The organism is Hassallia byssoidea VB512170, from assembly GCF_000817785.2.
Classification (GTDB): Bacteria; Cyanobacteriota; Cyanobacteriia; order Cyanobacteriales; family Nostocaceae; genus Hassallia; species Hassallia carrinoi.
Window position 1 is genome coordinate 54,003 of record NZ_JTCM02000005.1, and the last position, 17,263, is coordinate 71,265.

At 41.1% G+C, this 17,263-nt stretch carries 8 protein-coding genes; 6 read left to right on the forward strand and 2 right to left on the reverse strand.

Features of this window, described 5'->3' with window-relative positions:
- Positions 1–410: 410 nt before the first annotated feature.
- From PI95_RS03945 to PI95_RS03970, 4 genes are all read left to right on the forward strand, one after another.
- Positions 411–758 carry a plasmid mobilization protein gene (locus PI95_RS03945; RefSeq protein ID WP_039744606.1) on the forward strand — a complete coding sequence of 116 codons (348 nt, stop codon included), beginning with the start codon at positions 411–413 and terminating at the stop codon, positions 756–758.
- Between the two features lie 50 nt (positions 759–808).
- Positions 809–2,566: a relaxase/mobilization nuclease domain-containing protein gene (locus PI95_RS03950; RefSeq protein ID WP_236116918.1), complete on the forward strand. Its 1,758-nt coding sequence runs from the start codon at positions 809–811 to the stop codon at positions 2,564–2,566.
- A 622-nt stretch (positions 2,567–3,188) separates the two neighbouring features.
- Positions 3,189–13,184 (forward strand): YpsA SLOG family protein, encoded by a 9,996-nt coding sequence (locus PI95_RS35545; protein ID WP_236116919.1) that lies wholly within the window; start codon positions 3,189–3,191, stop codon positions 13,182–13,184.
- Between the two features lies 1 nt (position 13,185).
- Positions 13,186–13,926 carry a restriction endonuclease subunit S domain-containing protein gene (locus PI95_RS03970; RefSeq protein WP_039744607.1) on the forward strand — a complete coding sequence of 247 codons (741 nt, stop codon included), beginning with the start codon at positions 13,186–13,188 and terminating at the stop codon, positions 13,924–13,926.
- A gap of 12 nt (positions 13,927–13,938) precedes the next feature.
- Here PI95_RS03970 and PI95_RS03975 read toward each other — a convergent pair whose 3' ends face one another.
- Together PI95_RS03975 and PI95_RS35550 are read right to left on the reverse strand one after the other, a co-directional pair.
- Entirely contained in the window at positions 13,939–14,202 is a 264-nt protein-coding gene (locus PI95_RS03975) for a hypothetical protein (RefSeq protein WP_039744608.1), read from the reverse strand.
- Positions 14,199–14,498 (reverse strand): hypothetical protein, encoded by a 300-nt coding sequence (locus PI95_RS35550; protein ID WP_039744610.1) that lies wholly within the window; start codon positions 14,496–14,498, stop codon positions 14,199–14,201. The genes PI95_RS03975 and PI95_RS35550 overlap by 4 nt, the downstream gene beginning before the upstream one ends.
- 1,166 nt (positions 14,499–15,664) lie before the next feature.
- Between PI95_RS35550 and PI95_RS03980 the strand changes: the two genes are divergently transcribed.
- Both PI95_RS03980 and PI95_RS35020 read left to right on the forward strand, forming a co-directional pair.
- The gene (locus PI95_RS03980) at positions 15,665–16,375 is read left to right on the forward strand and encodes a response regulator transcription factor (protein ID WP_163518593.1); all 711 of its coding nucleotides are present in this window, start codon (positions 15,665–15,667) and stop codon (positions 16,373–16,375) included.
- Positions 16,376–16,568: 193 nt separating this feature from the next.
- Complete coding sequence (locus PI95_RS35020; RefSeq protein WP_236116920.1) at positions 16,569–17,066, forward strand: helix-turn-helix domain-containing protein; 498 nt, start codon at positions 16,569–16,571, stop codon at positions 17,064–17,066.
- Positions 17,067–17,263 lie beyond the last annotated feature (197 nt).

Here is a 17,263-nt window from a genome sequence, read left to right on the forward strand (position 1 = left end):
ATGACCGTTAGCTAAAAACTATAAATAAGGGCAATCAGGTGGTAGTGCAAACCACAAGCACACCTACCCAAGAATGCGATACTTCTGTAAAAAAGCACTTTATGCGCTTGAAAGTACCTAGCGCCAAGAGTACGATCGCACTCCGGGCGAAGCACCCCACTACAATAAAACCGCTTCAAACTCCGGTTACATATTAAGCAGTAAATAATACTGTTTCTTAAGTATTAATGTGGGTAAATTGAAACGCAGCACACATTGGTTGCATTGAGTTACAATACTTGTAGCAGTAGAGCGTAGTAGTTGCAGTACCATCACTGGAGATATACGGCATTAGTATAGGTTATAACAATTGTAAGGACTGAATATCCCCGAATAGCCCAACTACCCCTGCTTTCTCACCTAAACAAGGCATGGTAAATAACTCCACCAGAACTAAGTCTATCAAGGTTTACTTGTTCGATGACGAGAAAGCCACCATCGAGGAGAAAGCCGCCGCGACGGGGGTAACTGCATCAGAGTACTTGCGCTCGTGTGGGTTGAGGCGGGTACTAGTAGCCAAGCCACCCGCCGATTTGATAACCGTGCGTGCGATAGCAGGAACCCTCAAAAGCGAACTGATGCTGCTAATGCACCTCGGTGTTGAGACAAACAACCAGCAAATTATCAACACTGTCGAGAATGCGATCGCGCTCGTAGATAAAACCATCGCTGCTGCGTTTAACCTAGACATTCCCTACCCCCTACCCCCTACTCCTTGATTCCCGTCATCTACAAAAAATCCGATTTTCTCGACACACTCAAGTATGTCTTGGGGAAGGAGGATGCTGCGATTGTTGATACCAACATGATGGGAACAAGTCCGCACTTTTTTAACGAACAGTTCCTCAGTACTAAATACACCAACAAGGCAGTCAAACGGCAGTGCGCCCACCTCATCATCTCAATCGCACACCGTCCCGACTACCACGAGCATTTGTCCAATAGTCAGTATAGTTATGTGGCGAGGGAATTCCTAAGAGACATGGGGTATTTGCCCAAGGACGAAGCATCCCATGCTACGAGTCAATTTGTAGCAGTGCGCCACCATGACCGATCCCACGAACACTTGCACATAATTGCCTCCCGGATTCGGTTAGATGGTAGCTTAGTTGATGATTCCTACGACTATTTCAACTCCCAGGTTTCAACCAGACGCATTGCGGCTCAATTGGGGCTGGAGGTAACACCAACAACGAATGAAGCTGTCGCCTCTAGGTTAAAACAAGAGTACGAGATTACCGTTCCCACCAGTCCCAAGCGCTCGAAAAGTATAAGGGCAATCAACAGCAAGCACAAAACCCCGACCAGTAAGGAAATTATCCGTGAAGCAATAGGGGACGCGATTAAGGATAGCCCTACCATATCTACTTTCATCCAACGACTGGAGGAAAACAACATTGGGGTATTACCCAAAATGAGGGGAGACGAGCTACTCGGCTTTACCTACATCCACAATGATGTCAAAATAGCTGGTTATCAAGTATACAAACCCTACAGTTGGAACAAACTGCAATCTGAATATGGGCTATCTTACGACCAAGGGCGGGATAGTAGCATACTGCAATCTAGCACCAAGCGAGCGATCGCCTATATCAATAATTCCTCATCGCGTGAACCAGAATATACTGCCCACAAACCAACCAATAGCAATACAAGCGGCAGCAGTGGTAATACAGATAGTAACACAACTCATTTACCTTCCTTGAGTATTGATAGTGCGGCTCCAAACCAAGATTTAATAATTACACTAGTTGTAGAAGAAGGCATAGGGCAGGAGACACTAGGTAAAAGGAAGAAACCACAAACCTCGGTACAATCACCAAAACCGGAAGAACAGTCTCAATTGGAGCCGATAGTAAACCAAAATCCTCCCACACCAGTTGAAGTTGAAGCGATAGTGGAACAACTGCCGACTCTGTTACAACAGGAAGAAGTGGTACAGCCAAACCCAGTCAAAGAACTTTTTAAAGTTGAGAATCAACAGAAACATAAGAAATTTCCCCAAAGGGAGGAGCCTATTAAAACTTCCCAAACCCTTGTACCCTCTCACTCGCTAGAAGAACAACCAATAATTAGTCTTGATGAACTAGCACTGGCACACTCTTACGTTTCAGAAGAGGGCATCACGACCGAAAGTGAAGTGTCCAAAGAAACAGAAGAATATCCCCCTACACAGTTGCAACAACCGCACCTCGCTTCCCTTACCCTTGCTTCTACTGGGTCACTTCCTAAAGAAGAAAAGATCGCTTCTACCTTATCTTCAGTCATCACTGAGTACATGCTTGCAGCAAATAGTCCCCGAATTAGAGGTAAGGAATTGAGTGCAAGCCAGGATGGGGATATCCTAACTGTTTGGCGACACTCTGATGATACGCCTGTGATGCAAACCCGAAAAAGTGATGGCAAGTGGTATGAAGAAATACCCACCCGACTTACTGAGAGTGAAATCAAGCAGATTGAAAGCCTTAAAAGATATATCCAACAAGCGCAAGTCAAGTCACAATCCCAAGCAAGGATGGAACTTTGAGTTTGGTCATCCCGCAAGCAGATTTCCCCATCAAAGCGATAGAAGTAATAGCTGTGCTGTATCCAAAATCATGTAGCCCCGCAACCAAACACGCAGCGCATCAGTAGTAAAACAATAATCATAGCATAAAAAACCACTAGTGTGTCTATAAACACGGGTTTTACGCATCTTAGTCGATAAAACCTAAATCCTTCGCAAGCTAGAATCCAAGGGCTGCTGTGGAAAAATAAAACGCAACACGCCCGATACTAACTAAAATAAACCCTCTTGATCGGCAAAAGCCTGCCGCACCGCAACAGTCAAACTCTTGTATATCCATTAGTATTCGCACGTCAAACAACTTGAAAAAAATAATGCTTCAGCCCAAACTAAGTCCTTTGCCAAAGCAGGTGTATATTTTTACTTTATTCCAGAAATAGTCAAGACGTAAATTTGCTCTTCTAAGCGTTTATACTGGTTTAATCTGTATCTTTTATAATAAACAATTTAAATACATAAATCAGAAAATTATTAGATGTATTTTGAGAATATAAGAAGTAAAATCCTGCTAATAGATTTTTATTTAAATTAACTAATAATTTTACTAATAAATTTTTATTTAAATTAACTGATAATTTCAAAAATGACTATTCAAGCTAAACATTTTGATACTAGATTAAATCAATGGATCCATACCGATGGTAATACTAATAACCCAAATTCACTCTTAAAAGAAGAACTTAACAATACCCTACTAGAACATTTCTTTCCAGGAGTAAACTTTTCGTTCGGACATATGGACGAAAAGTCTACTGCTCTTCAGCTAGAACAGCATCCTGAAAGACACAAATTATTACTATCATCAAAAACTCGGTTATTATATGGACCAGAGGAATGTCTAGACACAATTAGACAATTATGCCCAGACAATAAAGATAGAGGCGCTTATGGTTCTATCTTCCTTGGCGCGTGCAAAAATGCCGTCAACCGAGAATTAAACATCTTAATTGTTGATGACAGTAATGGTGAAAATGGCGGCATCATTAACAATGACCAGGCATATCGACTAACTGGCGACTGTTACGGGCAAATCTCTACAGAATTATATTACGAACTTACCAACCACTTTGAAGGTGATAAATACCGCGTCATCCAGCACCGCTTCGGCTGGACTGACCTTGATGGAAATGACACAAAATACCGCTTCGGTAAGGGTACACTACGCCCAGCTAATCTTGACCAAATCCTTAACTATCAAAACCCCAATAACCAAACTAAAGTTGACTTAATTCTTCCTATATCTGCTTTCAAAGGAACCGATAAAGATAACCCCAATGGCCCAACCAAACCTCAAATTCAACCAGGGCTATATCAGCAAAATATTTGGTTAGGGGAAAAATCCCAGTCTGAACTCGGGAAAACAGCTATCTCGCAGCTGCTTGCCTCCTTCCCAAATGGAGTAAAAGACTTTACCGAACAGTTAGAACTTGAAGCTAAAAAACTTAAAGAAGCACAGGACGATCCCCGACAACTTGCCCAACTTTATTGCGAAAAGTACGAGAAGCGGAAAGCCTTTCTAGAGGAACAAGCTACCACACTTGAGGAACAAGCCGAAAGCGATTCAACAGTAGCAGAAGAATTAGAAACACTGCGCGATGGCGCGGGAGCGCCCGCCGTAGGCGATCGCCTTACTAATGACTCGTTCATTTACAAACTCATCAAAGCTGATCTGCTTGGAGTTGGACAACTTCTCGAAACCGAGAAGGTACAGCGGGAACTTGCTAGGTTCGTCCAAAACGAGTGGAAGGAAATTGCCATCGGTAAAACACTCACGTTTTCGCGGGCAATGGTCATTCCCTCCAAACACCTGCAAAACGGCGAAATCTCCATCCCCCATTACCAGGATGGAGAACAAGTCCTTAACTTCCGCTCCCCCTTTCTCAACTCAAATGGTTTGTGCGTCTCAACCAACAAAGTTGTAGATGACATACTTGGACCAGATGGGAAACCCCTCGCGGGTGTTATCGCTGTCTCGGATGAAACAAGCGATCGCATTTACAATCGCTTAAACTCACAAATTAAATCTATTCTTCCCGAAGCCCAAGGGAAAAGTCTTCAACTAAAAGGTATTGAAAATTACTTAGACCAAAATATCGGTAAGCTTGAAACTAGGGACAAAATAGAGTTTACCAACAAGTTTAATGAGTATATTACAGAACTTCAGTCTGCTGGATACGAACTAGAAATTCTTCCCCAAGAGTCCGAACAGGAACGCCAAGCCCGCGATTACGATGGTGACTGCATCGGGTTCGAGCAAGCTTGCAAGTATCCCAACCTCACAGCCGAGGCTCTTGAGCGCAACCTACCCCAGAACGCTTACGACCCAACTGTTAAACTCAAGAAACAATCTTTCTACCAGGAAGACGGTAGCCAGCCTGAGTTTGAAGAAATCGCCATCCACATGAGCGATGGCATGAGCGTCGGTGTTATCAACAATCACCTTACTTCAATCGAGGCGTTAGAATCAGAAATTCCCATACTGAAAAACTTTGGTAGTGAGAAAGACCAAGTAGAGTACGTACAGCTTGTAGCTAAACACTACGAAGATTTATTCAAAACAGAAGCCTGGGCAAAATCTAAGGGGATCGAAGGTAAGGAGGTTCCCGAAAAGTATCGCGGCTACATGGAAGAGTTTGTCCAAAACGCCCTACAGGAACCCCTCACTCAGGACAATGCCTTGAAGGCAATGAGCGTCAACACGAAAATGTACCGGGAAATGATTGCCGAAGCAGCATTTCAAAACCAAATTGCGGTTGACCTCTTCAAAAGTGCTAAAAAACCCGAAATGGAGATTATCCGCAGTAACAGTCGGATTCTCCACCGGGAGGTCAACTACATTAAAGATAAAAAAAAAGATGTTTATGTCGATGAAACCATCAAACCAACTGGATACTCACCTGTTGAGTTACTAATTGCTAAAACTAATCAATATTTTGAGAAAGCTCGACTCGAATCACGCGAACTCGTCCAGTTTCAAGATTTATTTAAAGGGGTTGAATTTTCTAATTCACAGCGCTTACAATGCAGCGTAGCAAAGAAAGAATTTGATGAATCGTTCTCCCTTGCTAATCAAATATCTAGACAAAAAGAAACAGAAAAGGGACCCTCTGCAAAAATTACCCTTGCTAATGGCAACCAAGTAAGTGTTACTAACCTTCTACAGTATGATAGCGAGTCCATCTGGAATGCTAATAAAATTACGTTCAAGCTATCAGAAACATCAGAAGAAAAGCGTAACAGCAGCCGCCCGCATAAGTATGTTGTCTATGCTCAAATCAACGATGAAACTGAGAATGGCAAACCCAAGTTTAGAGCATTAGGAACGCTTGCTAAAGAGCAGGAAAACAAACTGGAAGAGATAGGAATTACGCCTAGACAAGAAGTAACCTCTAACAAAATATCCTTCCAACCTGAACTAAGTGAAGGACAGATTAAACTTCTCTACCAAAAAGCTTACCAAGCAGCAGAAGAGTTTTATAATTCGATTCCCTCAGACCAAAAATTAGCAATGGCGGCTGCCACATGGGCAGTATCAACTACTCGGGAAAGTAGCAATAATGATACCACTCAGAAAAAAGTATCGAACTTTGCTTTTGCTACTTTTCCTAAAGAAATTATTAATCAACTTGAGAATTTACAATTTACTGAAGTAAAAATTACCGGATTTGAACGGAATAGTAAAGTATTTTATGAAGAAAATCAAAATCAAACGCAAGAAATTCGCTTCAACATTACAGAAGCTGGAAAAAGCGTTGTGGAAATCAAGAATGAGGACGGAGAGTACCAGACTTTTGGAAATATAGAAGGTAATAGCGGAAGATTACCTATCGATACCACTGCTAGCGCCATTATAGAGAAGGGAGAAATATACACTAATTCTGTCACTACCAAAATCCCTGGATTACCTGAATTTACATTTAAAGTGGGAGAAGCCAACCGATTTGAACTCAAGGATAGGAGATTTCATAATGAAGTTGCTGCTTTAACTATTGAACGAGTCAACTTAACTCGTGAAGATTATACTATATACATTCAAGAAGGAAATAAGCAGGAAAAACTAGGAAACATCGATAAAGATTCCCTGAAAGAAGCTATTAATCAAGGGTGGTTAAAAGAAAAACCAGGCGAAGGTCAACAATTACAACTTAAAATTCAATCTATTACTACAGGTCAAAACGCATACGCTATCGGCAAAACACCTGAAGGAAAACTGCTACGGATAAATCTTACCAATCAAAAGTATAAAAAAAAAGAGATTAACGATCAAGAATATAGAAATATATCCGTTAAAGCTTTTGATAAAAAATACGTTTATATTGCTAAAATCGGAGAACAACCTCTGGGAATTATCGGGCAGCATAAGGAACGTTTAGAACGCGCTTTTAATAATAACTCACGCTACAGCCAATACAATCGCCAGGATTCATCTAGCAGCGTTATACAACAGCTAATTGATAGAGGATATCTTAGAGAAGACCAGACGAAAGTAACTATTCCCGTACAGATTACTAGCAATGAAAGTACCTGTAAGATAACTATCAATCCGGAAAAAGTACAGTATCCTGATCAGTGGATTAAGCGCAGTCAGCTTATAAGTAACGAGCAACCTATCAGAAGCGAACAGCAGGATAAAAGTAACCATATACTTAGTAAAATTAACGAACGTCCTACAATAATGTTCCAAGATGAAGAACAAAAATTAGTAGGATTAGTAGGACTAGCAGTTGATAAAAAATTAGCCGAAAGAACAAAAAAGTATTTAGACAAAGTAGGAGTATCATACGAACAGCTTCCCGCAACACAAGCAAGGCTAGAAGCCAAAAAAGGCATGACTGTATTCATGTTAGATGAAAGTACTATCAGTGATGAGCTAAAACAAACGTTTATTGAACGCGCTGGTGGAAATATCAAAAGTGCAGTTACTCCCTCACAACCCAGCCCGATTATTCCCGAACAAACTGTATATTTTTACAACCAAAACCAACAGTATAGTTCCGCAGATGGGTCACAAGTAGAGACTAAAGAGGCTATAGGAATAGTCGTACCCGCACAAGATGCGATTGCTGTAACTAATTGGTTAGAATCCAAAAGTGCTGAAAATAATTACTTTCTTGAAAATAATACAGCTACATTTATTATCACTAAAACTGAAACTAATGAAGAACTAAGCCAAGAATTAAATGCTTTAATTGGGGAAGTTATTAACATTGGCGAAATTGATGGCTTTGACCGTTACAAACAACTAAGTGCAGAACTCAATCAGAAACTTGAAACTCAAGACAGTCTCCTTCCATCAAACCAAACTTCACCAGACAGCGAATACTTTCAAGCGCTCAAAGCACTACCTAACCGTCCAAAAGAACTCAGTCAGTCAGAAACACCAATACCAATTGTTCCTGCAAAACCAATTGAAGAAGAAGTCAAATCAACTCAACCTGATATTGCTGTACAAGCTAGCAGCGCAACGAAAAAACTTGCGGAGAATAGTGCATCCCAAGCCAAAGCAGCAGAAACTAGAAAGCAGGTTGAAACAGTACTTCAAAATAGCACTGACTCACTTAACTCAGGACAAAAAGCAGCGCTTGTAAAAATGGTTGCGTTTTCTCAGCAACCTGTTAGCGGTCATGTCAAAGACAATGAGTTCCTGTTAACAGGTTACGCCGGAACCGGAAAAACCTACGTAATTCAACAGCTGCTCAAAACACTCGAACAAAGCGGACACCAGACAAGAATTTGCTTCACCGCACCTACCAACAGCGCGGTAAAAGTATTGCGTGAAATGGCTGAATCTCAAGGAATTCAAGCCGAAACCAAAACTACGCACTCGCTCCTTGGACTCAAGGAAAAATACAACGAACTCACAGGCGAAGTATACTACGACTGTGATAAAAAAGAAAGAAGTAACCAGCACCTCAAGTATGACATCATCGTCGTTGATGAGGGGTCGATGGTCAATAAAGCGCTGTACGAAAAACTTGAAGAAGTCGCAAAACAGGGCGTAAAGGTTATTTACATGGGCGACAAAGCCCAGCTTCCTCCAGTCGGCGAACCTGAAAGCCCAATATTCCAAATCGAAAACTGTGCTGACTTAACTGAAGTTATGCGCTACGGTGGCGATATCGGTAAAACCGCCGAAACAATCCGCAACAACCTCGATACCGACAATCCCGAACCCATTCGCACTTGTAGCGACGGTACTATTGTTGCTGTTTCTAAAGAAGAATTCAAAAATAAAGTTACCGAGCTATTCTCCTCTGAAGAGTTTAAACAAGATAACAGCAGCATCAAAGTTATCGCCTACACCAACAATCGTGTAGATCAAATTAACGCTTTAGTCAAAGAACAATTATTTGGTAAAGATAGCCCGGAATATGTATCAGGAATGCGGATTATTGCCCGTGAATCAGTGACCAAAGACAATGGGGAAACTGTAGAAGTTCTCCTACATAACTCGGAAGAAATGACAATCACTGAAGCCGAACAAATTCAAGAAGGAAAATATAAAGTATGGAAGCTTCAGGGTAATAACGAAGAAAACCTTGTTGTAGAATTTAAGGTAATTGCCCAAGAAAGTAAAGAAGATTTTAAGAAAGATGCAGACCGTTTATGGAAGCAAGAATTTGCAAAACCCGTAAGCGATAGAAATTTCAGCATTCCAGTCAGTTTTCAAAAACAATATAGCGATATTCGTCCAGCCTACGCAATAACAGTTCACAACTCTCAAGGTAAAACTATCAAAAAAGGACTAGTTGATGAAACTAACATCAACTACCGCCTAAAACTAGCTCTCCAAGAACAAGACCCAGAAGAGCGCACACGAGGTATCAAAGAACACAACCAACTGCGCTATGTCGCAATGACCCGGTTTAAAGAGCAAGTGTTCGTTCTTAATGCTGAACGCGAACGGGAAGTTGAAGCGTTAAAACTTCAACAAGCTAAGGCTACACTGAAAGCGCCTACTTCCCGGAATCTCAGTTTCGGTGAGCAACCCCAGGGACAAACTAACAGTAAACCACTAGGTAATACTATAGAAACACCAGGAAACGGAAATCAATTAATAAGCTTGCCTTCTTCAAACCAAGCTGATCAAACAAAAGCTATCGAAATCCTGGGTAAAATTAGTCCAGAAAAAGTCGAAACACTCAAATACCACCTGGAAAGCCACCTCAAACCCTTACTTGAGGAAGATAAATCGAACTACGCGCCCGGACGACAGGTTGCATGGGTAGGCGCAAAGTGGGATTTAAAAGACAAAGACTTTAAACCAGGAGTACAAGACGATGCGCTAATGCAGCTCGTCAAGCAGGTATACCCTGATGCCAACATCGCACTCGTCACCTACTCACAACAACCAGGAACTGGGATCAGCTACCACCGCGATGACTCCTACGCCGCCGTCGAAGCGCGCAGCATTAATATTGGAAATTCAGAGTGGGGGTATCGCGCTGTTAAGGAACAAATGGCATGGACTAAGGAGGAAAATACAGCCGCGACTTACCAAGAATTTAAACTCGAATCGGGTACAGTAACACGGTTTAACTGCAAAAACGAACACGCTGCTATCAACACCGAAGCCGGGAGATGGTCAATCAACATATGGTCAATTAAAAACGACCATAGCAAAGAAAATAGCGTTCGCGCCAAATTTGAAAACTTCCTCGCCTCCAACCAACCTCCCCGTGCAGTAGTCCAAAGTAACAATGACCTCACTATCAAGGGTAACGAATGGACACCAGGGGGAGTGATTAAAGTAGAACGTAGTTATAACTCCCTAAAAGAAGCGACTCAAAACACACCCGCATCCTCTGCAAAGCAGCCAAGTGTAGAAGAACTTATCGCCATTGGGAATCAAACTACAGCGCGCGCTGCCAATCCTCAGATTCCAGAAAACCCCACTATATCTGGAAAACCAGTACCAATGGTTTACTCGTTACACATGCACGGCGAACCTGATAAAGTACCAGTAAGCACGACCATCGATGCCATGCGTGGACAGGGTAGAATACACACGACTAGGGGGGTAGACTACCAAAAAACTTATGGCATTAAAGAGGGAGATATTGCGGTAGCTCTTGGTAAAAATGGCTCACAAGTAGCTTTCCGGGTGGGCAAGCAGTATGAGATTACCTCCCAGATGATTCAAAATCCCGACTACCAACAAGCTTGGGCAAATTGGGAGAAGCATTCAGCAAAAGAACTTACCCAAACCCAGGCAAGCAAGAGTAAGGTATATGGGTTATTCATGGAGCCGCTGGGCGATTACGTCAACGGCAAGATTGTGCCGTTCCCACCCGTACAAAAACAAACTGCCGCGTCTCTCCATATCAGCCCCGACTCCAACGATGGACTCTTAGCAGCACTCGCCAATGCCACTGCACTCGCCAAAAAACAAGGCAAGCTACAAAACGATTATCAAGTTTCAATCAATAACAACCCAGAAGCTGTAGCCGGACGCTATGGGGTAGAAACCCACTTGCAGAAGCCGTTATGTGTAGCATACGCATCTGCCGAACACGCATTCAATCACCAGAAGCAGTTAAATCCCTCAGCTGATGAGTACAAACTGATGGTAGAGGTATTGCAGGCTAAACTCGAACAGCACCCCCGGCTAATTGATGCGATCGCCAAAAGGGGTGGAGTCGAATGGCTAGAAAACTGCACGGCAGTTGCTACAACTCTCTCGACCAGAGCAACGCACTGCCTCACCAATATTACCAACGCCCAAGATAAACAGTGGGAAGGTAAGGGTAAAGAATCAGCATTCATCCGTGCCCTCACCGAAGCGTACAGCAATGTAGTTGAAGCAAAACAAGAAGCCGACGTAACCTTTCAACAACACAACCCCAAGAGTTTGACGACGCAAGTGCAACCTTCAGAGTCGGAAACAGTTACACCTACCGAACAACAAAAAGCGGAGCGAAAAGAAACTTCATCTAGCAATATTGCTTTTAGGCAAATTACAGTTATTAGTGGTGGACAAACCGGGGCAGACATGGGAGGACTTATTGGTGCAGCTTCTTTAGGACTGCCCACTGGAGGCACCGCTGCTGCTGGTTACATAACTGAAGCTGGTTCTAAAAAAGAAGAACTGCAAAAATATGGTCTAAAAGAAGGAGAACCAGGAAATACCGCAGCCGAAACATACGATAAGCGTACCATCGAAAATATTAGAAATTCGGATGGTACAGCCATCTTTGGAGATGTCAACAGCCCAGGCTCCCGGCTTACAGCAAAAGTTGCTCAGTCCACGGGCAAGCCAATACTACACGTCACCCTCCAAACCACTCTCAATCAACCACAACAAGCCGCAGAACAACTCCGTAACTTTGTTGAGTTCAATAATATCCAAGTCCTCAATGTTGCCGGAAACCGAGAAAGCAAAGCACCAGGGCTGCAAGTCGCCGTCGCCCAAATCGTAGAAATGGGACTCGCATACGAACGTGAGCGATCGGCACAAACAAATAACCAAAGTGCAAGTTCTTCTTTGACCAATAAGACAAAAAGCTTAACTGAAGTAGCCCTAGGAATCAACCTCAACTCTCGCAGTCAAGACCCACTAGGGGCTGCACTTACCAGCACAACTGTCAAATCCAAACAAGTAAACGCCATTGTCAACGATTACCCTGTGTCGTTCCGCGACAATAAAGCAATGCCCGCCGGAACATACGGTCCGGAAACCTACACACAACCTAAAGCACAAGGAGAACCTTTCCTCTGTGCCGAACAAGTTTTCTACGCCTACAAAGAAACTGTCCCTTTAGGAGAACCCAGGATACAGCTAATGGCAGAAATTCAACAAGCAAAGCTTGAACAACACCCCAAACTTGTTGAAGCAATAACCGAACGAGGAGGTACTCAATGGCTAGACCAATGCAGCTACTACGTCTCTAATGGTAACAACTATTGGGAAGGCAAAGGTCAAGAATCACCCTTTATTAGAGCGCTAACTCAAGCATACATTAACATTCAAGAAAAAATAGAAACCAAGGAAAAATTACCAACTACCGCAGCACTCAAAGAGGTTACCCAAAAAACGGATATCGAACAAGCATTTACTTCCAAAATACCAAAGTCACAAGTTGGAGTTATGGATGCAACACTTGAACGCATCAAACAAAATACCGTCCAAAATCTTAATGACTGGTATGAAGCTGCTCAAAAGCTTGGTAAATCACAAAAATATCTTAACAGAATTCAGTCAGTAAAAAGCGAGTATATAAATGAGGGAGTTAGCCTTGAAAACGCCTTTAAGGCAATGTCAAGAGACATTAAAGAGTTAGAAAAAATCAATGAGGTAACTAGTCTTGCCCAACGGATAGTTAAAACAGTTGGTACTGAAGATATCAATGGCATCATGAGTGTAAAGACGGAAAATTATAAAAACTATCAGATAGCTACTAAGGCTCAGGAGCAGACTTATTTAATTAAAGACAAAGATGATAATGTAGTACTATACGTTAAAGGGGGTAAAACTCAGAGAAATAATATCAGTAATGAAACATTACTGGACTTTAGATTCATGAATTATCGCATTGAAAATAGTCTAAATAACGTCAAAAAAGAACTTGTGGAGAAATAATATGAACGCCTTGATAGAAGCAGCTAGAGAAGAAAAAGTTTCGTTGGCAATGATTGCATACATAGCACGCGAAGCCATTAAAGAGTTAAACATATCCAAAGAGAATTTTGAGTCAGCAAGACGCAATCCTCCTACAGCCGAAGAACAAAGAGATGCTGCAAAAAACTTTACTATATTTAGCAAGGAAATTAGCGAACAAGTTCAAGAGTTAGATAAATTAGCATTAGGAGAATTGAAGGATGATCAACTACACAATCAACAACCAGAGAAGCTGATAGAGCAAAATAGTACAACTTTTGATGATGAGAAAAAATACGATAATAGCAACAATAATGGGGAAAAATTAAAAGAAGAAAGCAAGAAAGTTGCTGTTATAAATGCAGTAAATGTGCAACAATTTGTTATCCCTGTAATAGTACAACGCCTTGCTCAGTTAGGTAGAGCTGATAAAGAAAATATAGTATACGAGGGGCAGGATTACACTGCCTCTCTACGTCTGGAAAAAGATTATCAAACTCTCAGCCTTGACCGTAACTCTCCTACGAACGAAGAAGCTAGGGAAGCGCTTTTAGCCTCTAAAAACTCTAATGAGCAGGAGTATAGTATTGTCATCAACAACTTAACTCAAGAGGAATTCGAGCGCTTTAAAGTTTTATTTAAAGAGGAACAAGTACGCAAGGAGGAAAAACAGCAGGCTGAGTTTCCCGTGCAAATAAAATCTAACTACGAGATAGAAAGTTAAAAAATAACCCTACTAAAGTAGCCCTGTCCAAATACCAAACAAAAAAGCTACAAATACGAATAATAGCTTTTGATATTCGGGCAGTGGCGTTTTTGGACAAATAATAGCAGCAAGTAAAAAATAATAAAACTGTGGACTATAATTAGCTAAACCTGTAGAATTAGAAGCCGCAACAGGTAAAGTACCAACTCCTAAAAAAAACAATAACCCTGTGATAAACCAAGCAACCACAGTATCAGCTATATCCAATATTTTTTTATTATTATTAGGTTTCATAAAACTAAGGGGTAAAAGTCAGGAAATCTCCCAGTAGCTTGGCGCTTGTGGTTTTCCCTTAAATCAAATTTTACCAGAAAGACAGAACCCACGCCCAACTCGGATTGAACAAAAGATACTTTCGCTTGAAAATTATCAGCTATTAACTTCATCGTTTGCAGAACCAATACCAATACCGGTGCCGTTACCAGTAAGAAAAAAGAAGTGCAAACCTGCCAGTAGCAAAGGAAAACATACCAAACCTTTGTTAGCACGGGACAAGTTTGACCAGTGATGGTATTTTCTTGACTATCCAAAGGTTCCTCCAGATAATAATTTGGCTAAGCGGTCAGCGGTTGGTTGCCAAGACAAGGGAAAGGCTTGTCACCAAACATCGCTAACAAGATTTGAGGATACTGCGAGTCTTTTAACTGTGGTGCAGACTTATCGAAGTCAACAACGGTCTGTCATCAACTTCTTTGCGTCTGCGTTATCCGCCCATGTCGAGCACACTAATATGTATCCCTCTTTCCTCCCCCAATACGGTTCGGATAAGCACATGACGGCTCTTGAGGCTCTTGAGGTTCATAGTTGATCACAAGCAGTTCTTCCCCCCCTGCAATTCTACTACCCTTCCCCGATGCCAGCCTCAACGAATAAATTCCTTAACCGAACTGTATTGCCTCCTCCTCTTTTGTCTGACCTAAATCCTTATGTTGGATTGCTTAATATAGCAATCCTATCTGATTTATGAGAATTGCAAGACTCAGACCCCCGACTTTTTGGAGAAGTTTAGGGTCTTGTTTCTCACGAATGATTTAGGACTGCTATATTATTATATTCACTAGAGCTATTTAAATATAAATTTACCCTCAACATTAACTCTTTTTACTCAAAACTAACAACTATAAAATTAGCAAAATTATCATAATTAAGATTACATTTTGTATAGATAATATAAGTTTAATGACTGGAAGAAGAAAAAATAAGTTATTTGTAGTTAAGTATGTCGCATCAATAATTAAATCTGCATCTATTATCTAAGAAACATTCCCAGATTCAATATTAAATAGAAGCACATTTTAACCGAATCTCTGTAATATTTCCAAGCCAACAGCAGCTGCATTACGTCTTTGTTGTAAGCAGACACAGGTTTCACCAACGCACAGCGTGCTTGTATGGCTTAATTTGCAGGAAGTAATATTCCCACAACAACTTTTCTATTTGCTAACAATTAGTACTTCGTAAGACACTACTTTAGATGTAAAGCTACAAGTACATTAAAGCGATCCCCCAACAAATCATACCTTGTTATAAGTACTAATCATAACCATAAAAAAAACCATAATTGAAATTATTCATATACCGAAACATTGTAAAGAGTGCAAAGCTTATGTATAAATTATGCAAATAAAACCTATTCAGCAAAAACCAATGTTATAAGGGATCTTACGTAAGGTAGTAGGGATCAGAGCAAATGAGTATGATAAGAGTAACTATTATCGAAGATGAAGATATATTTAGAATTGGTACAGCAACAGTACTATCCGAAACCCAAAAAATTCAGATATGTGGTGAAGCAAAATACGGAAAAGAAGGATTAAACCTTATCAATGACGAGCAGCCAGACATCGTAATTGTTGATATCAACTTACCCGACATTAGCGGTATAGAAGTAATCGGTAGTATCAAATGCAGGTACGAAAACCGCATTAAAGTCGTTGTAGTAACAAGAAACAACAACAAAGAAACTGTAAGTGCTGCTCTCAATAAGGGTGCAGACTGCTACTACTGCAAAACTAGCAAAAAAGACAAACTAATAGAAGCAGTATTTACTGCTTATAACGGCGAGTCTTGGATAGATCCAGTGATAACCCGGATGCTAATAGATAAAGCCACAAGTAAGGAAATTTTGACAGAAAAAAACCAGTGCGAATTCAGTGTCCGGGAAATTAGCGTCCTTAAGCTAGCAGCCGCCGGCATGAAAAACGAGCAGATTGCCAACAAGCTTTGTTTATCAGAAGGCACAATACGCTCTCATATGCACAACATATTTACCAAGCTAGGGGTAAAAGACAGGCTCAATGCCGTCCGCGAAGCCATAAGGCACAAGGTTATCAACTACGAAGACTTGAAAGCTGATTGCACAACAGAAAATGTGTTAAATAACCAGATTAACGTCGTTGCAGCATGAAGCTAGTTTTAAGAAAAAGGCATTCGTTAAGGGTCACAGTAGTGATGCGATCGCCTCCTCAAAATCAACATTAGACAAGTAAAAACGGCAGGTGACACATCACTTGCCGTAGCAAAAATACCGAAATGTACTGGCGATCGCTTTACTAATACTATTTTATTTTAAATATGCTACAGATGGTAAAGAAGCATCTATGTTGAGGAGATTAACAATGTCTGGGGTAGTTAAAATAGATATTACAGAATCCGCTGAAACTCTAAAAACATTATTAATACAACAGAAAACAGCTTTTGGGAAGGAAAGAATACAGGCATTATATTTGCTAAAAAGTAGACAAGCAGAAACAGTACAACACTTAGCTGTAATTCTGGGACGCAATCGCGTGACTGTTCAACGTTGGTTGCGTCAATACCGTGTTGGCGGATTACCTAAACTATTAGAAGTACGTAAGAGCCAGGGTAGACCTATGGTGATTCCTAAGCAGGCGATCGCCTGCTTGGAAAAAGAGCTAAAAGATCCAGAAGGGTTCTCTAGCTATGGGGAGGTACAAACTTGGCTTTATGCGGAATTAGGAATCAAAGCAAATTATCATGTAGTTCACAATCTAGTACGTTATAAGCTAAAGTCTAAACTCAAAGTCACGCTTACCAAAAAGTTATGTGCAAGACTTGCAAGAATTAGAGAGTTTTAAAAAAAACTCTTAGAAGAGTTGCAGTCGATAAAAGCCAGTGAAAAGACTCGTTTAAGTTCAGGAGAGTTTGATTCGATTCGATACTGGTGTCAAGACGAAACTCGTTTGGGACTTAAAACAATTGAAAAGCGAAAAATTACGCTTCAGGGAGTTAAACCTTTAGGGTTAGAGAGCGTGGGAGCGGCAAGCCTATTATT